Below are 26,016 nucleotides of genomic sequence, written 5' to 3'. Positions count from 1 at the left end.
CCTGATTCCTTAAGTTCGCTGTCCCAATACGGGAATGCTGTGGGTGTCGTGAGCAATACAAACATTTTTGGTTTCCATATAGAAATCAAAACTATAGTCGCCGCCATCGCGCCCCATCCCGCTCATCTTCATCCCGCCAAAAGGCGAGGGGAGGTTCCGATTATTTTCTGAGTTGACCCAGAGCATCCCAGCTTCAATGCGCTGTGCCAAACGCATCGCTCGCCCCGTGTCCTTGGTCCAGATATAACCTGCAAGTCCAAAGTCTGTATCGTTAGCAAGGGCGATCACCTCTTCTTCAGTATCAAAGCCGATGGCGGTGAGCACAGGTCCAAAAATCTCCTCTCTTGCAACGCGCATTTTATTATCGGCGTCAATGAATAGGGTGGGGGACACATAGTTGCCCGCTCCCAAGTCATCGCGTCGATTTCCGCCCGCTGCAACGGTAGCGCCGTCTTCAACTGCTGCGCTCAGGTAGTGCATGACTTTTTTGAGATGCCCTTCATGAATGAGAGGCCCTACCTCGGTTGCAGGGTCTAAGGGTGGACCGACGACCAAAGCTTCAACGCGCTTTCGTACATCTTGCAAAAATCGCTCACGAATACCGTTGTGAATGTACAGTCTAGAGCTTGAGGTGCAGCGCTGGCCATTGAGACTGTAGATCATAAAAATGACAGCATCCAACGCCCTGTCGTAATCGGCATCGTCAAAAACAATGACAGGGTTTTTCCCCCCAAGTTCAAGGTGCACCCGTTTGATCGTGTCGGCGCCTTGGCGCAAAATTTGGCTGCCTGTTCGGGTTTCACCAACGAGTGCTATCGCTTTAATAGCGGGATGCTCACAAAGCCTGCGCCCTACCGTTTCTCCGTATCCCTGCACTGTATTCCACACTCCGGCAGGAATACCGGCCTCCGCACTAATCTCCGCCAGTAAATGTGCTGACAGTGGGCTCAATTCCGCGGGTTTATGCACAACGGTACACCCTGCGGCGAGTGCCGGTGCAATTTTCCAAGTAGCCAGCATGAACGGGGTATTCCATGGCGTTATGATGCCCACTGGGCCTATCGGGCTGCGTAGTGTGAAGTTGGTGTGATCAGCCTGAAGCAGTGATTGTCCGTTTCTCGCTTCGGTGGCTTTATCGGCAAAAAAGCGAAAGTTCGCGGCCCCCCGAATGGCGGCCTGTTTCATAAATCGAATCGCTTGGCCACAATCGGAAGATTCAACAAGAGCAATTTCATCGGCCCTGCTTTCGATTAAATCCGCAAAATGATGCAGGATTTTCTTTCTGCTGGCTCCTGGCATGGCGGACCAGTCTTGGAAGGCGTTCGCCGCAGCTTCGCAGGCGCGATCCATGTCAGATTCTGTGCCAGCGACAATTTCTCCTAAGGATTTATTGGTGGCTGGGTCTAAATTGGTAAAGGTCTGTTGGCCTTGTGTTGCTACCCACTCGCCGTCAATAAAGTGGCCCGTCACGCTTTTTTTAAAGCGTGATAAGTAGCGGGTTGCTCGGGCTTCGTTGTCGACAAAAACGGTGGTAGGTGGCATCGTGATCTCCCAGCACTGGCACAAAGTGCGCCATATTGGGTAACATGTTACCCTTTATGCGGCGGGCCAACAATATAGACGAGCATATTGGTTGCTCACAGTCCGGTTCTTTTTTCATGGCCTCAAGCTTTATGAGCATTGAGGCGAGCTAGTTGGTTGTTGAATAGCACCATAGGGGAGGGGCGAATGCGCGAAGCTGAAGAATGGTTTTTATACAACTGCTGGTATGCGGCAGCCTGGACGAGTGAAATCGAGGATGGCAAACCCTTTTCCCGAACATTGCTGGAGAAACCCATTGTCATCTACAAGAACGCATCAAGTGTCTATGTGGCCTTGGATAACCGCTGCTGTCACCGATCTGCGCCGCTATCGATGGGCCGTATCGAGGGCGATTGTTTGCGGTGTATGTATCACGGGATGAAATACGACCCTTCGGGTCAGTGTGTTGAAATCCCCGGGCAGGCAAAAATCAGCAGTAACCACCGAGTACACAGTTACCCGTTGGTTGATCGAGGGGGAATGCTTTGGATCTGGATGGGAGAACCCGATAAGGCCAATTCGGAGGATATTCCACACTTTGAGCCTTTGGAGGATCCCGAGTGGTGCGGGCTTCCCAATCGTTGCTATCTGCACTACGACGCGAATTGGATGCTCATCGTTGATAACCTTGCCGACTTTTCGCATTTGGCTTTCGTGCACACCTCGACCCTTGGGGGATCGGAAGACTACGCCACAGAGTCGGCTCAGCACGTGGACAAACTCGATAACGGTTTTGAATTTGAGCGCTGGCACCGGGGCAGTGAGCAGCCGCCATATTTGCAGAAGATTACGCCTTGGCCTGCTGATATGGTTGTGGACCGCAGAAACTTTGTCCGTATGTACACCCCCGGTATTTTTCTCATGGACACTCAATTTGGACCCGAGGGTTGGGATCAAGAGGCGCAACAGCCCAAGTTATTGGAGTTCCGCAACTGCCAATATATGACCCCGGAGACAAGAAGCTCCTCGCATTTTTTCTGGGAGTACCTACGGAACTTTCGTAAGGGTGACAACGAGGCGGGGGAAACGCTTAAAGCGGCAATGTTCGATGGCTTTTATGAGGACAAAGTTATTATTGAGGCTCAGCAGCAGCTCCTCGAAGCTCATGGTGATTTTCAGCCCCGTGGTTTAGCGAGCGACAATGCGTTGGCGCATTTTAGGCGAGTTTGGTTTGAGCGCATCGCAGAGGAAAGGAAGACCTTTCCGGTACCTGCGGTAACGATTAAAAATTCGGTGATATAAAAATGACGATTCGAGCGGTAAGTTTTCGAGTGGGAGAAAAAATTTCGTGGGGTGTGACGACTGACGGCGTCGGCATTGTCGATTTAGGGGCGCGTCATGGTGGGTCAGTTTTAGAACGACTGACGCGTGGCCAATGTATGGCGTCCCTCGCGGATTTGGTTGAAAAGCATTCGCCGGATGTAGCGGTGTCCGATGTGGTGTTGCTGCCACCTGTAGTGTGTGGGCCTAAAATCATTTGTATTGGGGTTAACTACGCTAATCGGAATGCCGAGTACAAAGATAAGACGCCTGATCCCGAGTGGCCTAGCCTATTTATGAGAGGGCAAGAGTCCTTTACGGGGAGTGGGCAAAACCTGTGGCGTCCCCCCGAGAGCCCCCAGCTCGATTACGAGGGTGAGATCGTGATGGTGATCGGTAAATCCGGGCATCGCATACCCCAAGAAAAGGCCATGGAGCATGTGGCGGGTTACACCCTGATGAATGAAGGTACGATTCGTGACTGGGTGCGTCATGCCAAGTTCAATGTGACTCAAGGCAAAAACTTTCCCTGCTCCGGGGCGATTGGGCCTTGGTTGGTAGACGCTAATGATGTGGGAAATCACGCTGAGCTTTTCCTAGAAACTCGGGTCAACGGAGAGTTAAGACAGCAGGACACAACGGCTAATCTTATGTTTCCTTTTGATTATCTCATTAGCTACCTATCAATTTTTTACACGCTGCAGCCGGGAGATATGATCTCAACAGGCACACCAAATGGTGCGGGTGCTCGCTTTGATCCCCCCAAGTATCTGGCGCCGGGTGATGTCGTAGAAGTTACCTGCCCATCGATTGGAACACTCTCCAATACAGTGTTAGACGATCCGACGGCTGAGGGGGATATGACGTTACAGCTGCGCAGTAATCGGCAGGATTAAACGGCCTTAACCCTAGGAAAGGAAAATCACTGGAGCCTAACAACCCCCACTGGTCGTAGCCGTCAAAAAAACAGTCTCAGTGGCTAGGACACTTTAGCGATGCCGCCAAAGCGCTCATAAAAATAATGCTCTGATTCTGGTAACCGACCTTGTCGATTCACCAAATCGGTTTGGATGTAGTGGGTAGAGGGCGCTGCGAGATCTCGATACAAGGCCTGTGCAAGCTGTCGCGCGACGGTGCCCTGCCAGCGGTTTGGGAGAAGGTCATTGGGAAGCGGCGTATCTCTGAGGAGAATGCGGCGGTATTCGTGTATGAGTAGCAGTCGGGCCTGAAAGGCTTCAACAGGTGTTGCTAACTTGCCTTTATCGAGGGCTTTTTTTAAGGGTCTGAACAATCCAATCAGTTGCCGATAGTCTTCCTCAAGATGATTCAGTTGCCAATGCTCGCTGACGATGGCACGCCACTCTTTGGCCGTGGTTAGCGCCGTTGTTTTTGCCGCCATGACCACTACGCCGCTGTTTAGGTCAAACTCGTCCAGTAGGTCGCGTATGGATTCCTCATCCCCGCCCGGGCGCGCGAAGGTACCATTACTGATGGGGCGAAAGCCAAGCCAAGTTAGGCTGCGCCTAAAATCGTCGCGCAGGTGTTCGGGTAAATGGGTGGGTATGAGCAGTTGCCAACCGCCACGCCAACTGTCCCCGCCAGCACTGTAAATACGCTGTGCCGCGCGTTGATACTCTTTGCCGCCACTTCGGGTAAATCCATAGAAACTCTTGCGACCTTCGCGCTCCACTTCCAGCCAACCTTCTTTGACGAGTCTGAAAACTGAAGTTCGAACCAGGCGATCATTAACCCCTAAAGCCTCTACCGACTCCGCGATGCTGCCCAGCCAGATCTCTCCACCATGCTGAGATATGACGTCACCAAACAGCGTAATGATGAGAGATTTTGCCCGCATTGGCTGTCTGTCTCGAAAGGCATTGATAATGGGTTGTAATTGTCTGGCGATACTCAAGTTATTACCTCACTAGGAGCTGTGCTGAACTGAATGCGATACAAAAATGTTGCAATACCGTTCGTGTTTGTATTACTTTAAGCTTAAAGTATAACAATCGATTAGGGCAAAACTGGCAGTGTTGAAACCTCTTACCTCCTTGAACGATGTGAAGCAGCTCTCCAAAGACAATTTGGAGGCACTGCAGGTTGCCCGCTTGAAAGAAACACTACACCACGTGTTTAATCATTCCCTACCTTATCGGGAAAAGTTTGAAGAAGCAGGTGTTCATCCTGATGATTTAAACAATCTGCAGGACCTAAAAAAATTTCCATTCACTACCAAGCAAGATTTGCGCGCGCACTATCCTTTTGGCTTGTTCAGTGTGCCCATGGACCAAGTGACAAGAATTCATGCGTCGAGTGGCACTACAGGAAAGCCCACCGTCGTTGGATATACCAAGGATGATATTGATCATTGGGCGACCTGTGTTGCGCGCTCTATTGAGGCGGCGGGTGGGCGCGCCGGTGATCGGGTTCAGGTGGCTTACGGCTATGGGCTTTTCACTGGGGGCTTAGGGGCTCATTACGGCGCAGAGAAGTTGGGTTGCACGGTCATTCCCATGTCAGGTGGTCAAACAGAAAAGCAGGTGCAGCTGCTGCGGGATTTTCAATCTGACATCATCATGGTGACGCCGTCATACATGCTTAACATCGCTGATGAGCTAGACCGCCAAGGGGTCGATCCTCGAGAGCTGAAATTGCGCCTTGGGATCTTTGGTGCCGAGCCCTGGACCAACGCTATGCGACAGGCGATCGAAACGCGTTGCGGCATCGATGCGACCGATATTTACGGCCTCTCCGAGGTGATGGGGCCAGGCGTCGCCCAGGAGTTCGTAGACAGTAAAGATGGTCCCACAATATGGGAGGATCATTTCTTGCCCGAAATTATTGATCCTGACACCGGTGAGGTTCTTGAGGATGGCCAGGAAGGGGAGCTGGTCTTTACCAGCCTTACCAAGGAGGCGTTTCCAGTCATCCGTTATCGAACCCGAGACCTGACACGGCTACTGCCCGGTAGCGAATGTGTGATGCGTCGCATGATGAAAATAACGGGGCGCTCCGACGATATGATGATTGTTCGTGGGGTCAATGTGTTTCCGTCTCAGATTGAAGAGCTAATACTCAGATTCCCCGCTCTCGCGCCACATTATCAAATTGAGTTGTCAAAAGCGGGAAATATGGATGCGGTGATGCTTCGTATCGAGCTTGCCGCTGGGGCTAACAAAGAGACTGCGACGGCTCAGGCCGGGGAATTAGAGGCGCAGATAAAGGCACTTATTGGTATTAGCTGTGGAACCCTTTTGTGTGACGAGGGAGGAATTCCTCGATCTGAGGGTAAGGCAAAACGCGTGGTGGACCGTCGTTGAGAGAAGGATCAGCGCGGAGAAATGCGGGGGTAACGCGCCTACCGCTACGAGATAAAGCACGCTGTAAATACAACCGTAGCGCCATAGCAGCGTGTTGTCATAATTCGGTGATGAGGACCAGACGAAGAGCTAGATGCACAGACAGTAAGAACTCGGTACTAACGGACAAATCAAGCTGTAGGGATATAAGACTAAAAAAATAAAACTTTGAGGAGAAACGCAATGAGACTTCGACAAACGCCAATGAATCTAGCTTGTCGCGCGGCACTGTTTGCCGGCGGCGCCGCAACCACGGCCTTCACCTTGGGCAGTGCTCCAGTATATGCACAGGGAGGGCAACTTGAGGAGGTCATTGTTACCTCCACGTATCGTGAGGAGAATCTGCAAGATATTGGTGTTGCCGTAACGGCCATCAGTGGTGACGAGCTCAACGACGCGCAAATATTTGGCCCCACGGAATTAGCCTTCAGGGTGCCAGGCATGGCTTACGCAGAGTTTGCTCCGGGGCAGGCCATTATCTCTATGCGCGGTGTGAGTTCGGCGGATGACGGCCCCAGCATGGACAACTCTGTCGTGATGTTCCTCGATGGCATGTACGTGGGTTCTATTGCGTCGATCAGTCAAGAAATGTTCGATGTGGAGCGCATCGAAGTTCTGCGCGGACCACAGGGCACTTTGTTTGGTCGAAACGCTGTGGGTGGCGTCATTAACGTAACCACCCTCAAGCCATCTCAGGAAACTAATATCCGTGCTGAGGTGTCGGCGGGGAACGAGGGCACACTGCGTTATCAGGGCCTTGTTTCAGGTGGTCTCACTGAGAACCTGTCGGCCAAGCTCGTATACAACCACCGTGAGCACGACGGCTATGTTGACAATATAGTCATGGGCATTGATCAGCAGGACGAAGACGTAACGTCCTATCGTGGCCAGTTGCGTTGGGAAACGGACAACATGGATTGGCTCTTGTCGGCGGATTACATGGAGGATGAACGCGAGGACATGGGTCGCTTCCCGGTTTTCGGCAACGGCGGGCCCACGGTTGATACCTGGAAGGCCTGGGGAGGCGGCTTTCGCAAGGTTGCAGCGCCAGCGGGAACTAAGGCAGAGGGCGGCGGCTCTGAGCGTGAGGCGTCTGGCGTCAGTCTTCAGGGCGATATTGAATTCGGCAGCGGCACTTTGACCTCTATTACGGGGTTCAGGAATGCCGAGACTGATTGGGGAATGGCCTCGGTCGGGGTAGGTATTCCCGTAGAAATCATTGATGACATCACCCAAGACATCGATACCTTCACCCAGGAGTTCCGCTGGACCTCGAATCTTGATGGCAAATTTAACTACGTTGCCGGCTTGTATTACCTCGATGAGGACTCCGAGCGAACAGAGCAATACAGACTCTTAATTCCCGGGGCTGTTGGTGGAGGCGTGTTTGTAGATCCTGCAACACAGCAGTGGGCCGGCGCCTCCGATATCGGTAATGAAGTGTCTCGGCAGGTTAATACGACCACATCCTATGCCGCCTATTTTCAGGGCGACTATGATCTAACCGACGCCATGACGCTGACCTTTGGACTGCGCTATACCTACGACGAAAAGGACACAACGACTACAGGTGTTAACTGCGGAAACGCTGCCGGCCAAGCTAATTTCCCCCAGTACTGTGCCGGCGTTGGCGGCAGCCTATCTGTGATACCTGAAACATTTACAGTCAGTGCCAAAGACGATTGGAGCGACGTCTCGCCCAAGTTCACACTGACCTACAATGTTAACGACGACCTCATGGTCTATGGCACAGCGTCTTGGGGATTTAAAAGCGGTGGCTTTGGCGGCGGTGCGGGAACCCCCGAGCAGGCGTCCCGTTCTATTGATCCGGAGAATGTCATTAACTACGAGGTTGGACTCAAGGGTGACTTTCTCGATCGGACCCTGCGCGTAAACGCAGCGGCTTTCTACATGGATTATACCGACCTGCAGATCGTGCGATTTGGTCCTACGGCAGACAACCCCGATTTTGGTCAGTTCAGCACCGAGAACGTGGGTGAGGCTGAAATCGCTGGAGTGGAGGCCGAAATTACCTGGGCGCCCTCCGAGAACTTTCGGCTCTTCGCTACCTACGCCTACTTGGACACTGCGGTTGATGATTTCACGATTAACGGCATCGACCCAACGGCTATTCCCGGCAACTCTGACGACCTGCGTCAGGCACCTGAGAATAAGTACTCTCTTGGTGGGGTGGTCGATTTTCCACTAGCCGGCGGTAGTATGATTAGTCTGCGTGCCGACTACTACCACACCGATGAGCAAATCAACGATTACATCAACCAGAAGACGGTGATCGACGCCTTCGACCTGCTTGATGCTCGGGTCTCATGGACATCCGCCAGTGGTAACTGGCAGGTGGCGCTTTGGGGTAAGAACCTCACCGATGAGGAATGGGTATCCCACAGCTATACCATTGGACCCGGTGTTATTGGTGTGTGGGGAGCGCCTGCCTTATACGGTGTGTCGGTCTCCTATGAGCTCTAGTTGATTTTGAGCATATTTGAGGGCTGGTAAAACAGCCCTTTTTTTTGCAAAAATTCCTGTCCTAGGAGTCAGTGACACTGTGATGATGCATCGAAACTGGTTGTGTAGCTTATTGGCTGTCGTTTGTTTACTGGCCTGTGAACCTGAGGGGCCAGCATCGGCGCTTGACGCTGTACCCCAGGAGGATCAGGGGGTATCGCCGTTAAATGCGATGCCGGGGGAGGCGGTCACCATTTACCGTGATAGCTACGGTACGCCTCAGGTTTTCGCCGAGACTAATTATGGTGTCTTTTACGGCTATGGTTATGCCGTTGCCGCTGATCGCTTGTTTCAAATGGAAATGCTCAAGCGCACGGCGGAGGGTCGTGTCGCGGAGGTGCTGGGTTCCAAATTTTTGGATTTGGACGTCAAGTTACGCACGGAATATAACCACCCTATTGTGCGGGCTCAGGTAGCTGCATTGGACGATCGGGATAGGGAAATTCTCGAAGGCTATGCGGCTGGCTTCAACGCCCGGCTCGACGAATTGCGAGCCAAGCCCGGAAAGCCGTTACCCAAGCCGTTTTACGACTATGGTTTTAAACCATCTCGCTGGACGGCTTATGACGTTGCAGCTATTTTTGTCGGGTCAATAGCCCATCGCTATGCAGATTTTAATAGTGAGCGGGATAATCTGGAATTTCTCCAAGCCATGGAGAAACGGCATGGGACCGTTAAGGCTTGGGGTTTATTCAATTCGATAAAATGGCTGCGTGATCATGGGTCGCCTACGACGGTGCCTCGGAGTAAGCCCGACGAGCTGCCACTAGCCCCTAGGCCTGAATATCTCGACGAACAGGTTGAGCCAGCCGTTGTTAATCGAATCGTTTACGACGATGTTGGCAAGTTTGCCGGGCTCAGTCGAACGACTGAGGGGCTGGCTCGCCATCGTCAACAGATCGCATCATCGGGCTATGGCAGTCATGCTGATTTTTCGCCGGCCAGTAACTACTGGGCTATGTCGGGTTTGTCAGATGCTCCCGGAGCGTTGCTCAATGGGCCCCAGTTTGGTTTTGCATTGCCAAGCTATGTTTATGGCATAGGGCTTCATGGCGGCGACTTTGACGTGGTTGGGAATACTCTACTGGCATTACCTGCGCTACTTTTTGCGCACAATAACGCCATTGCCTGGGGCAGTACCGCGGGTATATCGGATCAGACCGATGAATTCTGGCTGGTTTTGAACCCTGATAATGCCGAGCAATACCGGCACAATGGTGCTTGGAGAACCTTCGAATCATGGCCTGAGGTGATAAAGGTTGCGGGTGCAGAGACTGTCACCGTTACCGCACGGCGTTCGGTTCATGGCATGGTGCTGGCTCATAATCCAGAAGAGGGGCTTGCCTGGGCACGGGCGCGGGCATGGGAAGGTCGTGGGGTAGGCGATCTAATGACTTGGGTCTGGTTGGCTACCGATCAGACCTTGGAGGATGCTGATAAGCGTATTGAAGGAAAAACGACGAATATCAATATGTATACCCTCGATAAATCGGGGCGTCTCGGTTACGTTCACAGCGGCAAATATCCGAGGCGCGCAGCCGGGCATGATCCCAGGCTCCCAGCACCGGGGGATGGAAGCATGGACTGGCAGGGGATGCGGCCCTACGCAGAAAACCCGAGGATTCTAGATCCTAAGCAAGGCTATATCGTCAACTGGAACAACCGGCCCTCGGCAGATTGGATCAGTTCAGACCTCTGGTCGTACACATGGTCTCCGGCAGATCGTGTGCATATTTTGATCGATGAACTTGAGGCATTAAATGGCGGAAGTGTTGCCGATTTAGTGGCCATTAATACTCGCAGTGCCTTTGAAGACGTGAACCATCGCTACCTGCTACCCAGATTACGCCAAGCGTTGGCTCAGCAGAGGTTGAGCCCGGTAGAGCAAGATGCAGTGAGGATGTTGTTCGACTGGGATAAGAGCTGGCGTGTTGATAACAGCGGTCTTTATGGAGCGGCCAACGCTCTCATGGAGGCTTTTGTTCGTTTGCTTCAGGCGCAGGTCTTTCTTGATGATGTTGGGGAGAATGAGTACTTTCGGTTTGCGGCGACTAATTATCCCAACAATCCTTTAGGGGCTTCTCTAGGGACATCAGTAGCGATTCGTGCGCTGGTGCACTGGCTTGAGATTGGAGAGAGTGGCGAGGTGCCACCCTACGATCTGCTTAATGGCGCTCCTCTGGAAAACATCTTGGTTCTAAGTTTTAGAGAGGCTATTGCCGAGCTACTCAATGATCAAGGTGCTAATCCAAACAAGTGGCGCCTAAAAGCGGCGCCGATGATATGGCGACCCGTCAATTTCCGCGGAGTGCCGCAAGCTGACCCCGCCAACGTAGTCTCCCTTTCAGGCTATCAGAACAGAGGCAGTGAAAATAACGTTTTTGTGGCTACGGGCACGGGCATAGAAGGCCGGGATGTCATTCCTCCAGGGCAGGGTGGACATTGGATGGCATCAGGTGAGCCCGGTCCCCATCGAAGCGATCAGCTCAAGTTGTATTCCGACTTCGCGTATAAGCCGTTACCTTTTCAGCGTAAGGCGGTGGAAGCTGCAGCCAAAACGGTGCGCGAGCTTCGGGTGATGCACCCACATTAGCGGATCTATTTCGGGTTTTGTACTGGCTAAACAGAGAGAGGTGGAACCTGTTTTTAAAGGGCGAGGCAATCGAGACGTCTTTGAGGGTAAGCCTCATGCAAAAAAAAGCGCCCCTAGGGGCGCCTATTACTAGCTTTAGTGACCATTTAGAAACGATAGCGCGCTTCGAGACCTATCGTGCGTGGTCTATTAGTGACTATGCGTGGCCGCCCGGGCATCTCGGCGGCAATTGAGCGGTTGTCCGCAAGGTTAGCCCGCTCGTCGGTAACATTGTCAGCAAACAGGGTGACATCCCAGTTTTCATTCAGTACGCCTGCGCGCAGGTTCAGAGCAGACCAACTGTCTCGGTCGACAATCGAGCCGTTGTTAAAGCTGGTGCTCTCGCCGTAATAGTTCGCGTCGGCCCGCAGTCGTGCATCCCAGGCGCTGAAGGCGGGGAATATGTACTGGGCGGAGCCAGTGCCGGTCCAGTCAGGAACGCCGTGCAGTGCCTGACCTTCGGCATAACCTGGAAAGCCATCACCTGAGGCGCTCGCGACTTCGGTATCGGTATAGCCAATCCCCATATCAAGTGTCAGACCCTCTATAGGTGCCGCAGAGAGCTCAACTTCAAAGCCTTTGCTCTCGACATCACCCACGTTGGCGTCGACCTGGAAACCACAAGCTAGCCGTTGTACTTGCAAAGAGTCACTCCAATCAATAAAAAATGCTGCGGCATTGAGTGAGACACGGTTATCGGCAAGTCGCGATTTAATACCCACCTCATAGCTCCAAAGGCTATCTGAGTCGTAGGTTCTCAGGGCATCTGGGTCGAGACCTACTCGGTCAAGTTCATCGCCGCACAGTGTTGGAGAAATTTGCCCGTTCACGCCACCAATTCTGAACCCCTTTGATGCTGTGGCATAAAAATTCACATCATCAGTCGCATCAAAAGACGCCATGACTTTTGGATTGAAGCCGCTTTCGCTTTGCTTGCCCGAGAAGGAACTGGGGCCTCCATTGGCGAACCCATCGGAGGCTGCCTCAAAGGTAACTTCAGTGTCATACCAGCGACCCCCTGCCGTGAGCGCAATGCGATCTGTTAGATCGAAAGTCACCTCACCAAATAGGGCAAGTTCATCAACTTGCTCGGGTTGACTGGTAATGAAGATAAGGTCTCCGGGGACAATTCCTGCTGATCCGGGCGCTGGTATACCGAGGGCATTGTCAAGGGCAGCATTGGCGCCTAGCTGTAAGGCTGGCGGGTAGCCTCGAATACCTTCGCTATCGCCGTAGAAAAAGCCCACGGTATAGTTTAAGCGGCCATCCAAATTACTGCTGTAGCGCGTTTCATGCGTGAAATTTTCATATTCTGAGGTGGTTTCAAGTACTGACTCTAATGGAGTGATGGGAATACCCACGGCGGCACCATATATGAAATCGAGGAAGGTGTGCTCTTCTTCAAACTCGGAGGTGTCACGCTCATAAAAAGCAGTTGTAGATGTCACATCTCCAGCCCTGAGTGACCAATTAACGACAACGCTTGCTATCCACCACTCGTCTTCACCCGGCTCGTCAGCGTCAAAGAAACGTCTTGTTTCCATATTCTCTGAATTGACATCGGCAAAGGGGAGGCCGTCAGCTTTGATTTTTTGATACATGAACTTTGGGGTGATGGACAGGTTGTCGGTGGGCATCCATTTCATGGCAATTTGAGCGCCATAATAATCTTCGTCGTCTACGTCCTCATTGGTGTCGAACGCAGGGGTGGTACCTTGAGTAATCTCTCCTGTCTGGTAGTTCAGCCAATTGGGCTCGTAGACTCGATCGTAGATACCAGAAACCGAGCCGTAGTAACCCGCAATGCGCAGTCCAAGCTTATCTTTAACGAGGGGTATGTTGATATTGCCGTCAAAAGCATAATTCTCACCGCCATCAGCAACAGAAGATACCGAGGTGTGGATTGATCCTGAGCTCTCATCTAGGCTGGGCTGTTGTGTTATCAGGCGAATGGTGCCGCCCATAGAGCGAGCACCATAAAGAGAACCTTGCGGGCCTCGAAGAACCTCGATGCGTTCTAGATCAATGACTCGTGGCTGAAGAGCAGCGGTAACGGGAACATCGTCAATATAGATGCCGGTGGTAGCTGAGGATGATTTGTCACCGCTGCCAAATACGCCGCGTAGTGAAGGAGAGTTGGAATCAAAGCGGCCGTCAGACTGAAAGGCTGTGCCTAGGTTTGGAATGCGGACTGCAAAATCGAGGTAGCTGTCTATGCCCATTTCTTCAATTGATTGCTCGGACAGCACCGTAATCGACATCCCGACTTCTTGTAATGATTGTGTTCGCTTTGTAGCCGTAACAATGACTTCTTCTAGTTGCCCAGATTCTTGAGCATAGGGCGCGTTTGAAAAGCACGCCGCAGCGCAAGCTAGTGCGAGCGGAGTTTTTGAGAACAGTTTGGGGAATGTTATTTTCATGAGTCGCTCCAGTGAGTAACAGGATTGGGGGTTCGGAACATTGCTCGTCCTGATTTTGTTCTGTATTTGGGCAGTTACCGACCAGATAATGCCTTCTGTGGCTAGCTGAGGAAAGTAAATTTTTGTCATTGCGGTCAATGTGCGTGACAAAAATCTAAAAAATAAAATATTTCCCGTATCACTTTATTCCCTTTGTTTTAGAGGTCTCGGCGTGGTTCGCTACTTCGTCAGTGGCTTAGGTTCCCAGAGGCCGGGTTTCTTGTGGGGCGGGTATTTGTTGGTTTTGCGCCGTCAGGGCTGGTTGCGCTGCTCAGAGAAGATTTCTTCGATGGTATTGGCGATAGCTAAAAGTTCTCGATCGCTGCCGGCGGGTCCGTCGAGTTCTAGGCCGACAGGCGGGCCGGGAGGATTGATCAATGCCGGTAAACTCACGCCGGGTACTCCGGCATTTGAGCCCGGGTCGGTATTGCGGATGTAGGTTGGGAAGGTTGGCGTTGCCACGCCATTTATCTCTACCATTTCCAGGTTTTTTTCGATGGGCAATGCTTCAACGGGTGTGGTTGGAAAGACCATCGCATCGATATCGTGTTGTTCAAAGTAGTTTTGGTAGGCAGCTTGCAGCGCTTCTCGGTGTTCAGTTACGGCTGCTTGATAAGTCACGCCATCAATGACTCCGGCCAAAGCATCGCTAACAACAGCCTTTACATCTGAACTGGCGATGCTGGCGAGAAATGCTTCGACACTAAGATCGGGGCGATATGCCCGAAGGTATGAGCGCAGTAGCTCGTTGGTTTCAAAAAGCACCACGGGAAAGCCTACCGCAGCGTTTAACGCCTCAATGTCTGGGATATTTACATCAACCAAATGTACGCCAGCAGACTTAAGCGCCCCTAGGGATATTTCCATGGCTGCACTTACGTGGGGGCTCAAACCCTCATAGAAAAAGGCTGTGGGTACGCCGAGGCGAATTGCACTGGGTGGTCGCTCCGGCAGAACTGCCGCAGGTTCGCCAGCGAGAATCAGGTCAAGAGTCGCTGCGTCAGTGACTGTTTTGGTGATTGGGCCAGCGGTATCGCGGGTTGTTGATATCAGTGTCATCCCTGAGTTGGGGTAGCGCCCTGTTGTGGGGCGAAAACCGACCACGCCATTGAGTGCGGCTGGGATGCGTACCGAGCCTCCAGTATCGGTTCCTATGCCCGCATCAACTAACCCGAGTGCCACGGCAACTGCAGTGCCCCCGCTGCTTCCGCCGGCAATAAGGTTTGGGTCGGTCGCATTCTGCACAATTCCATAGGCGGCGTTGGCGCTAGTGATGCCGTAAGCCAGCTCATGTAAGTTGTTTTTTCCGGCGATTACTGCGCCAGATTTTCTGAGTCGAAGTACGATTTCCGCATCTTCAGTGGGGATCAGATCGTCAAACGCGGGTGTTCCTGCCGTATTTGGTAGCCCAGCGACGTGTATATTGTCTTTGATACTCAGCCGCATACCCTGCAGCGGGCCCTCAGCGAGGGGAGGTAACTCGGCTTCGGTAATGAAAGCCCGATTGGGGCTGGTGTTTTCGGAGCCGTCGGGGGGTTGATGAAAGGTGACCTGCGCGTTCTTCCCGTTTTCGTTCGACACTATGCCTGACGGTGCATCTTGCGCCTCGTTGCACCCGCTGAGGGTTGTCACGAGTGTGAGGCTGAGACTCGCTATTAGCGGGTAGGATCTGCTCGGATGCTGTGACCGCGCTAAAAAATTTATGCCCATACTCCCGATCTCCTTCAATGTACGCAAATTTCTAATGCTGACCTCTAGCTTACCTCCTCAACATACCAGATAAAATATTACACAACCTGCACAAAATGTTATTTTTATGTATCATATGGTTTCGCTAACGGAGAAAGATGAGTCAGCGTTATGAAGCTTCAAAGTTACGTCATGGGCGCCTGGGTGTCAGGTGTTGGAAAAGGCCGGCCGGTTGTCGACGCGGTCCGGGGAGAGCCGGTTTGTTCGGTTGACGCCACTGGCATCGACATGGTGCAAGTGGCTGACTATGGGCGAAGGATAGGTGGCGCGGCTTTGCGTGCGATGACCTTCCACGAGCGTGCCGCTGCGCTCAAAGAAACTGCCAAGCGGCTCATGGCAATGAAAGAGCAGTTTTATGAGCTCTCCTTCAAAACGGGTACTACCCGGGCGGATGCTTGGCCCGATATTGAGGGTGGTTTTGGTACCGTTTTAAGCTACGCGAGCCTGGTCACCCGGGAATTTCCCAACGATTCAGTGCTGATCGAAGGGGATATGGAGGCGCTGTCAAAAAACGGATCATTCGTGGGTCGGCACATTCTGACCTCCAAGCCGGGAGTTGCCGTTCACATCAATGCCTACAACTTTCCCGTGTGGGGCATGCTGGAGAAAATAGCGCCCAGTCTCCTTGCGGGTATGCCTGTCATTGTAAAACCAGCAACACCTACAGCGTATGTGACCAAGGCGGTGGTCGAAGAAATTATAAACATAGGTTTGCTCCCTGAGGGCGCTATACAGATCGTATGCGGCAGCGTGGGTGATTTGCTCGACCACCTGAACGAGCAAGACGTAGTGACCCTTACGGGTTCGGCAAGTACGGGCCAGGCACTTAAAAATCATCCAAACCTTCTGGTCAATAGCGTGCCGTTTACTATGGAGGCCGATTCCCTAAACTGCGCAATTCTCGGTGAGTCGGTTAAGGCAGAAGATCCCGAATTCCAGCTGTTTGTGAAGGAAGTTGTTCGCGAGATGACTTCTAAGGCAGGGCAAAAGTGTACGGCGATTCGCCGTGTCATTGTTCCTCATGCCCTAATTGAACAAGTAGCCGAAGCGCTGAAAGCGCGACTCGCTAAGACCGTTGCTGGAGATCCCGCACTGGAAGAAGTGCGCCTGGGCGCGTTAGTCAGTGCCGAGCAGGCGCAGGATGTCAGGGCAAAAGTCGAGGCGCTTTGTGGCGAAGCCACTGTAGTGGCCGGGGGCGAGGAGGACATGCCATTGGCGGGGCTATCCCATAACGCCGGTGCGTTTTATCCCGCGACACTGCTACGGTGCGATGAGCCGCTTAGCGCAAACGTCGTGCACAGCGTGGAGGCCTTTGGCCCCGTTGCAACGTTAATGCCTTACCACTCCCTCGATGATGCCGTTGAACTTGCGAGGATGGGTAAGGGGTCGCTAGTAGGGTCGCTATTCACCGCAGACGATCAGGAGGCTCGCGCCGTAATTTTAGGTACCGCGGCCTGGCATGGGCGCATGCTTATTATCAATAGCGATTGCGCTGGAGAGTCGACAGGGCACGGTGCACCGCTTGCCAACTTAATTCATGGTGGGCCGGGCCGGGCGGGTGGAGGCGAAGAACTCGGTGGCGCGAGAGCCATTAAGCATTACATGCAGCGCACCGCGATTCAGGGTTCACCGACCACGTTGATGGCGATTACGCGGGAATACCATCGCGGCGCTAAAGAAATTCATGATGCTGTGCACCCCTTTAAAAAGTACTTTGAAGAGTTGGAAATTGGCGAGACCTTAGTGACGCACCGGAGAACGGTGACGGAAGCCGACATTGTTAATTTCGGATGCGTCAGTGGCGACCACTTCTATGCGCATTTCGACGAAATTGCGGCGAAAGATTCTTTCTTTGGCCAACGTGTAGCCCACGGATATTTCGTGATTTCAGCGGCTGCAGGCATGTTTGTCCACCCGGCGCCGGGCCCGGTTATCGCCAACTACGGACTGGAGAATTTGCGTTTTGTAGAGCCGGTGCCTGCAGGAACCACAATCCAGTGCAAGCTGACCGTTAAGCGAAAAATTAAGAAAGCGCAGCGGGGCGATGAGAAGCCTAATGGCGTTGTCGTGTGGGCGGTTGAGGTTACCAACCAGAATGGGGGGCCGGTGGCCGTCTACGACATTCTGACGTTGGTTGAGCGGCAGGAGACTTGAAAAATGCCTTATGAGCACATCGAATACGCCGTCGCGGACGGCGTTGCCTGCCTCACGTTGAATAGGCCTGACAGTCTGAACAGCTTTACGGCAGCCATGCATGGTGAGGTTGCGGAAGTGCTGGAGGCAGCGGCAGAGGACCGGGCAATACGTGCTGTGGTGATTACTGGTGCTGGCCGTGGGTTTTGCGCTGGGCAGGACTTGAATGACCGTAACGTGGCTCCCGGTGAGCGCGTTGACCTGGGGGCGTCGGTAGAGAAATTCTACAACCCCCTAATCCGTCGCATTACCCGTATGGAAAAGCCCGTTATCTGCGCGGTAAACGGTGTGGCTGCTGGTGCTGGCGCTAATCTGGCCCTGGCCTGCGATTTGGTGTTTGCGGCTGAGTCTGCCAAGTTCGTGGAGTCTTTTGCCATGCTCGGGCTCATACCCGACTCGGGCGGTAGCTGGCACCTGCCGCGGATGGTGGGTATGGCCCGTGCCAAGGGAATGGCCATGCTCATGCCTAAAGTCTCTGCGCACCAGGCCAAGGAGTGGGGTCTCATCTGGGAGGTCGTGGAAGATAGCAAGCTAATGGACACCGTTATGGCGTTGGCAGAGCACCTAGCTACCCAGCCGACTCTGGGTTTTGCCTATACTAAACAAGCGTTTGCCGCCTCAACGACCAATACCCTAGATCAGCAGTTGGAGCTTGAAAAGACTTTAATGCGCACTGCGGGGTTTACTGATGACTACGCTGAAGGGGTAGCGGCGTTTTTGGAAAAAAGGCAGCCGGAGTACAAAGGTCAGTGAGCAAATTTTCAGCCTCAGCCTCAGCCGAAGTTGCAGCCGCCGCTGCCGCAATGTGGGAGAGTGACCGTGCTTGCCAGGCTTTGGGCATGGAGCTCATCAGCGTTGATCTAGGTAGTGCGCAAATGGCAATGACGGTGCAAGCGCAAATGGTCAACGGGCATGGAATCTGTCACGGCGGCTATCTTTTTACGCTGGCCGACAGTGCCTTTGCCTATGCCTGTAATAGCCGCAATCTCGTCACCGTTGCATCGGGTGCTCGCATCGATTTTTTACGGCCGGCCAAATTGAGTGAGCGACTGCTCGCGACAGCATCGGTCGTTCATCAGGCTAAACGGACGGGCATCTACGATGTCACAGTGACTAACGAAACGGGTGAGTGCGTAGCGCAGTTCCGTGGTAACTCGACCACAATAGGCGATGCCATTGTTCCGCCAAATTCAGTAGAGGTTCCAAATGATTGAGGCGTTTATTTGCGATGCAGTTCGAACACCCATTGGGCGATATGGGGGAGGCTTATCTGCTGTACGCACCGATGACTTGGGAGCCATACCGATGGCTGCATTGATGGCTCGTCATCCGAGCACAGACTGGTTGGCTGTTGATGACATTTGGATGGGTTGCGCGAATCAGGCGGGAGAGGACAACAGAAATGTTGGGCGAATGAGCGCCCTGCTAGCGGGCATGCCAGAGCAAGTACCTGCGGTCACACTCAATCGTTTGTGTGGCTCCGGCCTTGATGCCGTCGGGTCCGCGGCCCGCGCTATAAAGAGCGGTGAGATCAACCTTGCTATTGCCGGTGGCGTTGAGTCTATGAGTCGCGCGCCCTTCGTGACAGGCAAGGCCAATTCGGCATTTGACAGAAACCTGCAGACCTACGATACGACCATTGGTTGGCGTTTTGTGAACCCTGCCTTCAAGAAGCGCTGGGGCACCGATTCAATGCCTGAAACTGCAGAGAACCTCGCGACACAATTTGATATATCGAGAGCTGATCAAGATGCCTTTGCTTTGCGCTCGCAGCAAAGGGCCATCGCGGCTCAAAATGAGGGGCGGCTTCAGGAAGAAATCACAGAGGTAGTGATTCCTAGGCGCAAAGGCGAAGCGCTTAAAGTAACCGCAGATGAGGGCCCCAGGAAGGACACGTCACTAGAGCGGCTAGCCAGTCTGCCTACCCCTTTTCGAGAGGACGGCACTGTTACGGCGGGCAATGCATCGACCGTTAATGACGGCGCTTGCGCCCTGCTGCTGGCGTCTGAGGCGGCAGCTTCGGCACAAGGGTTGGAACCTTTGGCGCGGGTATTGGCACTGGCAACTTCTGGCCTCGAACCCAGAATTATGGGTCATGGTCCTTATGAGGCCACGCTGAAAGTGCTAGCGCTAGCGGGTCTCTCCCTAGGCGAGATGGATGTGATTGAGCTCAATGAGGCTTTTGCGGCACAGGCCCTCGCGGTGACGCGATCTTTGGGCCTTGCTGACGATGCTCGTCACGTAAACCCAAATGGTGGCGCGATCGCCTTGGGTCATCCACTAGGAATGAGCGGCGCCAGACTAGTAACAACGGCTGCCTATGAGCTACGGCGCAATCATGGACGGTATGCCTTGTGCACGATGTGCATTGGCGTTGGCCAGGGAATAGCGCTAATTATTGAACGTGTTTAAAACGACTGAATGTGGGTGTAGAGCATGAGAGACAGTATAGCTATGGTTTCCAACGAGCAGAATTTTCAATCTCGCATAGACGCGGAGGAGAAGGTCGAGCCCAAAGACTGGATGCCAGAAAAATATCGGCAGAATTTGATTCGTCAAATATCCCAACATGCTCACTCCGAGGTAATCGGGGAACAGCCTGAGGGGAAGTGGATTACCCGTGCCCCGACGCTAGAGCGGAAAGCTATTTTAATGGCCAAAGTGCAAGACGAGGCCGGGCATGGTTTGTATTTGTACGCCTCGGCAGAGACCTTGGGAGTGACCCGCGACGAGTTGATTGATCGATTGCACACCGGTGCAAGCAAATACGCTTCCATCTTCAATTATCCCTCGTTGACCTGGGCTGATATTGGTGCCATCGGCTGGCTTGTCGATAGTGCAGCGATTGTTAATCAGGTGTCTCTGCAAAACACTTCTTACGGGCCTTATGCCCGCGCCATGGTCAGAATCTGTAAAGAGGAGAGCTTCCATCAGCGTCAGGGGTACAACATCATGATGACGCTCATGCAGGGTGCAGAACTGCAGCAGGATATGGCACAGGATGCACTCAACCGTTGGTGGTGGCCCTCCCTCATGATGTTTGGTCCCCATGATGCAGAGTCAGCACATTCGGCTCAGTCTATGAAATGGAAAATAAAGCGGCGTAGCAATGACGAGTTGCGACAGCAATTTGTTGATCAGGCTGTGCAACAGGCGGAGGCCATTGGTCTCACTGTTCCTGATCCCGATCTTCATTGGAATGAAGCACGAGGGCACTACGACTTCGGTGAAATCGATTGGCGGGAATTTCAGCGCGTTGTATCCGGTAATGGCCCCTGCAATCGCCAGCGATTGGCACATCATGTAGACGCACACAAAGAGGGGGCCTGGGTTCGTGAAGCCATGGCAGCCTTCGACGCCAAGCAACGAACTCCCCCTGCGGAAGTGGCCTGAGGAGGTAGCTGTGTCTGACCAACTCCAGCTTTATGAGGTTTTTATTCGCTCCAGTCGGGGACTAGACCACAAGCATGTTGGCAGTTTGCACGCCGACGACCCCCAGCAGGCTTTGGAATACGCCCGAGATGTTTACACCCGTCGCGGGGAGGGCATCAGTATTTGGGTGGTTGCTTCACGTGATGTGACAGCGTCTCAAGAAAGCGACTGTGAGAGTTTTTATGACCCTCTGGACGATAAACCCTATCGTCATGCTGCAATGTATGAGTTGCCAGAAGGAGTCGACAGTTTATGAAGCTCAAAGATCCGCTGACACGTTACGTCGTCCAATTGGGGGACGATGCGTTAATCATGGGTCATCGCTTGTCCGAGTGGATGAGCCGAGCCCCTTTTCTTGAGGAAGATATCGCACTCTCCAACGTGGCACTCGATTTTGTAGGAAGGGCCCGTTTGTTTTATCAGTATGGCGCTGAGCTCATGGGGGGCGAGGTGACTGAAAATACTTTTGCCTATCAGCGCGATGTCAGAGATTTTACCAACCTGCTCTTGTGTGAGCTGCCTCGTGGTGACTTTGCGTTTACTTTGAGTCGTCAGTTTCTCTACGACGCTTTTTCGCTACCTTTCACTCAAGCGCTGTGCAAAAGCACCGATAGCCGGCTCGCGGCGATTGCGGCTAAGGCGGAGAAAGAAAGCCGGTATCACCTGCGCCGAAGCCGGGATTGGATGCTGCGCTTGGGCGACGGTACTGCCGAGAGCCATGAGCGCTGCCAAAATGCCTTGGAGCAGCTTTGGATTTACACCGATGAGATGTTTGAGCGAGATGCGTTACTGGACGGTCTCATTGCGTCGGGTATTGCGGTTGACCCCGCAAGTTTGCGGTTGACATGGCTTGAGACGGTGACGGAAACATTGCACGCAGCCACTCTGACTCTGCCGCAGCCACAAGGAGGAGTTACTGGCGGCAGGGAAGGCATACACACCGACGATCTGGGATTCCTTTTGGCTGAAATGCAATTTATGCAGCGTGCTTACCCGGGCTTGCAGTGGTGATCCTCTAGTGACCGTCCCAAAAGCCAGCTGTATTCCACTGTTGCCCGTCGAAGAGCTGGCGCGGCGCAGGCGCCGACAGGATTCGCCAGTGCCTGATCTTTGGGATTTGCTCGATAGCGTCATGGATCCGGAGATCCCCGTCATTTCGTTGTACGAGTTAGGGGTGTTGCAGGACATTAGTCGAAATGGCGAGACGGTAGAGCTCGTTCTGACGCCAACCTATATTGGCTGTCCTGCTTTAGGAATTATGGAAGAGGACGCCCGGGCTGCTCTCACCGCAGCGGGATACGATCAAGTGACGGTAGAAACGCGTTTAGCGCCGGCATGGACTACCGCGTGGTTGACTCCTGAAGCGCGGCGGAAAATGTCAGCCTATGGCGTTGCTTCGCCGGAGGCAGGGAGTATTGCCTGCCCACAGTGTGGCAGTACAGATTCCAAGATCATTAGTGAGTTCGGATCAACAGCTTGTAAGGCGCTTTTTAGGTGTGTTGCTTGCCACGAGCCCTTTGACGTATTTAAGGCCCTTTAATATGAGCAATGCGACCTTCCACTCACTTAAAGTTGCCAGCGTTGTCCCTGAAACGGCTGACGCGGTGTGCGTCAGCTTTGAAGTGCCTTCAAACCTTGAGGATGTTTTTGCGTATCAGGCGGGGCAGTATCTGACGCTTCGAGCTGTCATTGATGATGCTCCGGTCACACGTGCTTACTCTATTTGTGCTCCGCCGTCGTCTGGGCGCCTGACGGTGGCTATTAAGCGGGTCGATGATGGCGTATTTAGCAACTTTGCCAACACGCATGTGCACAGCGGTATGACCCTAGATGTGATGGCTCCACAGGGCAATTTTGCGCTGCCGGTCATGGAGGCTAGCGACACCAATTTTTTATTTATCGCCGCTGGCTCGGGTATCACCCCCATCATATCTATGCTTACCGCGGCGCTGGAAGCGGATCCTAGTACGTCGGCGACACTTCTGTACGGTAACCAACGGTCCGCCAGCATTATGTTTCGCCAGCAATTATCTTTTCTCAAAAACCAGTACCTGCAGCGTTTTAACTGGATCAACATACTGAGTCGGGAGACGCAGGATGCGCCGCTGCTCAATGGTCGTATCGATAACCAAAAAGGGGCTGAGTTGAGTCGCAAAGTGCTCGATCTAAAGGGGTTTGATGGTTTTTTTCTGTGTGGTCCGGAGTCCATGATTTCGGAAGTGTCCAGAGGCCTGCGTGGTAGCGGAATTCCTGAAGATAAAATTAAGTATGAGCTTTTTGGAAGTTCAGCCGAGGATGCAGCAGAGCGCGTTGCCAAACACCATGCTCGTGCAGAAGCTTTTTCGGGAAAAATGTGCGACGTCACCTTGGTCAACGATGGTCGTGCAAGCCAAGTGCGTATCGCTGCAGACGGCGAAAATTTGCTGGACGCAGGTTTGAATTTAGGACTGGATTTACCTTTCGCCTGCAAAGGGGGCGTGTGCTCAACCTGCAAAGCGTTGTTGGTTGAAGGTGAGGTTGAAATGGATATTCAGCGAGGTTTAACAGCGGATGAAATCGCGCGAGGTATGATACTGACCTGTCAGGCACACCCCATCACTGAACGCGTTCATATCGATTTTGACAAGCGTTGGTCTGGAGGTTGACGGGGGGCAACCACTTGTCGACCACGACGTTTGATGCATCATAAAAATAAGAGGTAATAAATGACGGACGCCAATATTGAAGCGGTGCACCGCAAGACGCGACAGCGACTGTTGTTTACCGGGATCCACCTGGTACTTTATTTTTCCTTTACGCTCAACTGGACCAGTTGGGGTGAGCGCCTAGGAGGATATTTGGGTGAGACTCGATTGACCGGCTCGCTCATGATGTTTGTTGTTCTCGTCGCGACGTTTATTTTTCTCGAGACTGTTTTTCTGCTGCTGTCTCGCCGGGAGGCTCGATAATGCGGCTTTCGGTGAGTAGGTTAGCCACAGCGAGTGCTCTGTTCCTGTGCTCTGATTTACTATTGGCTGCAGGCGCGATCGAGGGCGCGCCAGTACGTCAAGAGGTCAATCCGATTGCCATTGGCATGTTCTTGTTGTTCGTTGCCTTTACCCTGTATGTGACGTGGTGGGCCTCAAAAGCAACGAAAACCAGTTCAACTTTTTATAATGCTGGCGGCCAAATAACCGGCGCTCAAAATGGTCTCGCGATTGCGGGTGACTTTATGTCTGCTGCGTCTTTCCTCGGTATTACAGGGTTGATGTATGTGGGGGGCTTTGATGGCTTGATTCTCTCCTTAGGAGCCTTTGGTGCCTGGCCGGTATTTATGTTTCTGTTCGCCAAGCGTGTACGAAATTTGGGAAGCTTTACCTTTATTGATGTGATCTCCCAGAGGTTAGATCGTGATCCCATAAGGCTAGTCACAGCGTTCAGTACTATCTTGATCGTTATTATGTATCTGATCGCACAAATGGTGGGGGCGGGTACGCTCATTCAATTACTGTTCGGACTGCCCTACGAGTGGGCCCTCTTGCTCGTTAGCGGTCTCGTTCTAGCTTATGTTGCCTTTGGTGGCATGTTGGCTACGACATGGGTGCAGATCATCAAGGCAGGGTTGTTGCTACTAGGTGTAACGCTTATAGCCGCGTTACTACTGGCAAATTCTGAATTCAGTTTTTCAAACTTGCTAGATAAAGCAACAGCGAATCACCCCAACGGTGAAGGGATATTGCGGGCTGGATCGATCTTCGACGACCCAGTACAGATATTGACGATTCAGGTTTCAATGTTGTTTGGGACAGTGGGATTACCCCATATTTTGATGCGCTTGTTTACCGTTCCAGATATGCGCCAAGCCAAACTGTCTGCCTATTACGCGTCGTTGTTCATCGGCTATTTTTACATTGCGCTCCTAGTCATGGGCTTTGGCTCGATTGCGTACGTGGTTGGCAACCCAGAATTCTTCAATGAGCAGGGCAAACTCATTGGCGGCAGCAATATGGCTGCGATTCACGTGGCGACGGCCATGGGCGGTGACATTTTGACGGGCTTCATGTCCGCGGTTTGTTTTGCCACCATTTTGGCGGTGGTCGCAGGGCTTACCCTCTCGGGAGCAGCGGCCATCTCTCACGATGTCTATGCAGAGGTCCTGAAAAGAGGCAAGCCGAATCCAAAAACAGAGCTGCGGTTAACTCGAATCAGTGTTTTGCTCATTGGGTTTGCAGCTGTCGCACTGGGTATCGCGTTTCAGCATGAAAACATTGCGTTTATTGCGACGATTCCTATGGTGGTCTCTGCCTCCGTGACCTTTCCAATCTTGTTCCTATCGCTATTCTGGCAGGGCTTCACGACCCGAGGTGCCCTGTATGGCGCTGGGGTGGGGCTGGTCTCGTCCATTGTTCTCATCGTGCTTGGGCCGCAAGTTTGGGTGTCTGTGATGGGCAATACTGAGGCGCTGTTTCCCTATGACTACCCAGCCTTGTTTACGATGCCGGCCTCGGTCTTGGTCATGGTCATAATCTCTCGGCGCGACCGCAGTGAAAGAGGGGGCATAGACCGGGAAAATTACTTTCGTTTGCTAGTGCGGTCGGAGTTTGGTCCATCAGCAACAGAAACGGCAGATGCATGACTGTATTCGTTGCGTCACGGCACATTTTCGTGTCAGGGAGCATGGCTTTAGGGTGGCTTGGTGAGAGGGCGGTGCAGCGTTATACTCAAAAAAAGATAACGCGTTACCTATCGATAGGATAGGCTTCGGCACACCACCACCTTTACAGTAGGGAAGTGTGGGACGCGCAAAGCGCCTAGATGAAAAAGCGAAAGCGCGGCTTTGAATAGAACA

General features: G+C 52.8%; 20 protein-coding genes. 16 read left to right on the top strand and 4 right to left on the bottom strand.

The features are described from left to right. Positions 1-9 precede the first annotated feature (9 nt). On the bottom strand, positions 10-1,542 hold the full coding sequence (gene hpaE, locus ACMAY6_RS09035) for a 5-carboxymethyl-2-hydroxymuconate semialdehyde dehydrogenase (protein WP_435211139.1): 1,533 nt from the start codon (positions 1,540-1,542) through the stop codon (positions 10-12). A 186-nt stretch (positions 1,543-1,728) separates the two neighbouring features. Between hpaE and ACMAY6_RS09030 the strand changes: the two genes are divergently transcribed. Together ACMAY6_RS09030 and ACMAY6_RS09025 are read left to right on the top strand one after the other, a co-directional pair. After that, positions 1,729-2,823, top strand: a complete 1,095-nt coding sequence (locus tag ACMAY6_RS09030; protein WP_435211137.1) for a Rieske 2Fe-2S domain-containing protein — start codon at positions 1,729-1,731, stop codon at positions 2,821-2,823. Between the two features lie 2 nt (positions 2,824-2,825). Continuing rightward, positions 2,826-3,737 (top strand): fumarylacetoacetate hydrolase family protein, encoded by a 912-nt coding sequence (locus tag ACMAY6_RS09025; RefSeq protein ID WP_435211135.1) that lies wholly within the window; start codon positions 2,826-2,828, stop codon positions 3,735-3,737. 83 nt (positions 3,738-3,820) lie between these two features. Here the strand turns inward: ACMAY6_RS09025 and paaX are convergent, their stop codons facing one another. Continuing rightward, a complete protein-coding gene (gene paaX, locus ACMAY6_RS09020) occupies positions 3,821-4,753 on the bottom strand; it encodes a phenylacetic acid degradation operon negative regulatory protein PaaX (RefSeq protein ID WP_435211133.1) in 933 nt (310 codons plus the stop codon). Between the two features lie 118 nt (positions 4,754-4,871). Here paaX and paaK point away from each other — a divergent pair, with 118 nt between their 5' ends. From paaK to ACMAY6_RS09005, 3 genes are all read left to right on the top strand, one after another. Then, positions 4,872-6,161, top strand: coding sequence for a phenylacetate--CoA ligase PaaK (gene paaK, locus ACMAY6_RS09015; RefSeq protein WP_435211131.1), 1,290 nt, complete (start codon positions 4,872-4,874; stop codon positions 6,159-6,161). A 222-nt stretch (positions 6,162-6,383) separates the two neighbouring features. Then, positions 6,384-8,684 (top strand): TonB-dependent receptor, encoded by a 2,301-nt coding sequence (locus ACMAY6_RS09010; RefSeq protein ID WP_435211129.1) that lies wholly within the window; start codon positions 6,384-6,386, stop codon positions 8,682-8,684. An 82-nt stretch (positions 8,685-8,766) separates the two neighbouring features. Next, entirely contained in the window at positions 8,767-11,316 is a 2,550-nt protein-coding gene (locus ACMAY6_RS09005; protein ID WP_435215978.1) for a penicillin acylase family protein, read from the top strand. Positions 11,317-11,462: 146 nt separating this feature from the next. On the opposite strand, the gene ACMAY6_RS09000 is transcribed toward ACMAY6_RS09005, so the two are convergent. Together ACMAY6_RS09000 and ACMAY6_RS08995 are read right to left on the bottom strand one after the other, a co-directional pair. Continuing rightward, positions 11,463-13,775, bottom strand: a complete 2,313-nt coding sequence (locus tag ACMAY6_RS09000) for a TonB-dependent receptor (protein ID WP_435211127.1) — start codon at positions 13,773-13,775, stop codon at positions 11,463-11,465. A gap of 291 nt (positions 13,776-14,066) precedes the next feature. Further along, positions 14,067-15,524: an amidase family protein gene (locus ACMAY6_RS08995; RefSeq protein WP_435211125.1), complete on the bottom strand. Its 1,458-nt coding sequence runs from the start codon at positions 15,522-15,524 to the stop codon at positions 14,067-14,069. 150 nt (positions 15,525-15,674) lie between these two features. On the opposite strand from ACMAY6_RS08995, the gene paaZ reads away from it, so the two are divergent. From paaZ to ACMAY6_RS08940, 11 genes are read left to right on the top strand one after another with little or no spacing between them, the layout of a single operon-like run. Further along, a complete protein-coding gene (paaZ, locus tag ACMAY6_RS08990; RefSeq protein ID WP_435211123.1) occupies positions 15,675-17,717 on the top strand; it encodes a phenylacetic acid degradation bifunctional protein PaaZ in 2,043 nt (680 codons plus the stop codon). A 3-nt stretch (positions 17,718-17,720) separates the two neighbouring features. Next, positions 17,721-18,509, top strand: a complete 789-nt coding sequence (gene paaG / locus ACMAY6_RS08985; protein ID WP_435211121.1) for a 2-(1,2-epoxy-1,2-dihydrophenyl)acetyl-CoA isomerase PaaG — start codon at positions 17,721-17,723, stop codon at positions 18,507-18,509. Beyond that, entirely contained in the window at positions 18,506-18,970 is a 465-nt protein-coding gene (gene paaI / locus ACMAY6_RS08980) for a hydroxyphenylacetyl-CoA thioesterase PaaI (RefSeq protein ID WP_435211119.1), read from the top strand. The genes paaG and paaI overlap by 4 nt, the downstream gene beginning before the upstream one ends. Continuing rightward, on the top strand, positions 18,963-20,168 hold the full coding sequence (pcaF, locus tag ACMAY6_RS08975) for a 3-oxoadipyl-CoA thiolase (protein WP_435211118.1): 1,206 nt from the start codon (positions 18,963-18,965) through the stop codon (positions 20,166-20,168). Before paaI ends, pcaF begins: the two co-directional genes overlap by 8 nt. Before the next feature lie 24 nt (positions 20,169-20,192). Beyond that, a complete protein-coding gene (gene paaA / locus ACMAY6_RS08970; RefSeq protein WP_435211116.1) occupies positions 20,193-21,149 on the top strand; it encodes a 1,2-phenylacetyl-CoA epoxidase subunit PaaA in 957 nt (318 codons plus the stop codon). Positions 21,150-21,159: 10 nt separating this feature from the next. Further along, positions 21,160-21,444 carry a 1,2-phenylacetyl-CoA epoxidase subunit PaaB gene (gene paaB / locus ACMAY6_RS08965; protein WP_435211114.1) on the top strand — a complete coding sequence of 95 codons (285 nt, stop codon included), beginning with the start codon at positions 21,160-21,162 and terminating at the stop codon, positions 21,442-21,444. After that, positions 21,441-22,199 carry a 1,2-phenylacetyl-CoA epoxidase subunit PaaC gene (gene paaC / locus ACMAY6_RS08960; RefSeq protein WP_435211112.1) on the top strand — a complete coding sequence of 253 codons (759 nt, stop codon included), beginning with the start codon at positions 21,441-21,443 and terminating at the stop codon, positions 22,197-22,199. The genes paaB and paaC overlap by 4 nt, the downstream gene beginning before the upstream one ends. A 7-nt stretch (positions 22,200-22,206) precedes the next feature. Then, positions 22,207-22,728: a 1,2-phenylacetyl-CoA epoxidase subunit PaaD gene (gene paaD, locus ACMAY6_RS08955; RefSeq protein WP_435211110.1), complete on the top strand. Its 522-nt coding sequence runs from the start codon at positions 22,207-22,209 to the stop codon at positions 22,726-22,728. Between the two features lies 1 nt (position 22,729). Then, entirely contained in the window at positions 22,730-23,833 is a 1,104-nt protein-coding gene (locus tag ACMAY6_RS08950; protein WP_435211108.1) for a 2Fe-2S iron-sulfur cluster-binding protein, read from the top strand. A 60-nt stretch (positions 23,834-23,893) separates the two neighbouring features. After that, positions 23,894-24,136: a hypothetical protein gene (locus ACMAY6_RS08945; RefSeq protein WP_435211107.1), complete on the top strand. Its 243-nt coding sequence runs from the start codon at positions 23,894-23,896 to the stop codon at positions 24,134-24,136. Between the two features lie 11 nt (positions 24,137-24,147). Beyond that, complete coding sequence (locus tag ACMAY6_RS08940; protein WP_435211106.1) at positions 24,148-25,803, top strand: sodium:solute symporter family transporter; 1,656 nt, start codon at positions 24,148-24,150, stop codon at positions 25,801-25,803. Positions 25,804-26,016: the final 213 nt, after the last annotated feature.

The organism is Luminiphilus sp. nBUS_16 (assembly GCF_051201645.1).
Taxonomy (GTDB): Bacteria; Pseudomonadota; Gammaproteobacteria; order Pseudomonadales; family Halieaceae; genus Luminiphilus.
The sequence above is the reverse complement of the archived record's forward strand: the minus strand, read 5'-3'. Positions and strand labels throughout refer to the sequence as shown.

Excerpts from the sequence above, each read along its gene's own strand:
- ACMAY6_RS08950 (WP_435211108.1), top strand. The coding sequence starts at position 22,730 with ATGAGCAATGCGACCTTCCACTCACTTAAAGTTGCCAGCGTTGTCCCT.
- pcaF (WP_435211118.1), top strand. The coding sequence starts at position 18,963 with ATGATTGAGGCGTTTATTTGCGATGCAGTTCGAACACCCATTGGGCGA.
- ACMAY6_RS08995 (WP_435211125.1), bottom strand. The coding sequence starts at position 15,524 with ATGGGCATAAATTTTTTAGCGCGGTCACAGCATCCGAGCAGATCCTAC.
- paaA (WP_435211116.1), top strand. The coding sequence starts at position 20,193 with ATGAGAGACAGTATAGCTATGGTTTCCAACGAGCAGAATTTTCAATCT.
- ACMAY6_RS08945 (WP_435211107.1), top strand. The coding sequence starts at position 23,894 with ATGACGGACGCCAATATTGAAGCGGTGCACCGCAAGACGCGACAGCGA.
- paaC (WP_435211112.1), top strand. The coding sequence starts at position 21,441 with ATGAAGCTCAAAGATCCGCTGACACGTTACGTCGTCCAATTGGGGGAC.
- ACMAY6_RS09030 (WP_435211137.1), top strand. The coding sequence starts at position 1,729 with ATGCGCGAAGCTGAAGAATGGTTTTTATACAACTGCTGGTATGCGGCA.
- ACMAY6_RS09005 (WP_435215978.1), top strand. The coding sequence starts at position 8,767 with ATGATGCATCGAAACTGGTTGTGTAGCTTATTGGCTGTCGTTTGTTTA.
- hpaE (WP_435211139.1), bottom strand. The coding sequence starts at position 1,542 with ATGCCACCTACCACCGTTTTTGTCGACAACGAAGCCCGAGCAACCCGC.
- paaZ (WP_435211123.1), top strand. The coding sequence starts at position 15,675 with ATGAAGCTTCAAAGTTACGTCATGGGCGCCTGGGTGTCAGGTGTTGGA.
- ACMAY6_RS09000 (WP_435211127.1), bottom strand. The coding sequence starts at position 13,775 with ATGAAAATAACATTCCCCAAACTGTTCTCAAAAACTCCGCTCGCACTA.
- ACMAY6_RS09025 (WP_435211135.1), top strand. The coding sequence starts at position 2,826 with ATGACGATTCGAGCGGTAAGTTTTCGAGTGGGAGAAAAAATTTCGTGG.
- ACMAY6_RS09010 (WP_435211129.1), top strand. The coding sequence starts at position 6,384 with ATGAGACTTCGACAAACGCCAATGAATCTAGCTTGTCGCGCGGCACTG.
- paaG (WP_435211121.1), top strand. The coding sequence starts at position 17,721 with ATGCCTTATGAGCACATCGAATACGCCGTCGCGGACGGCGTTGCCTGC.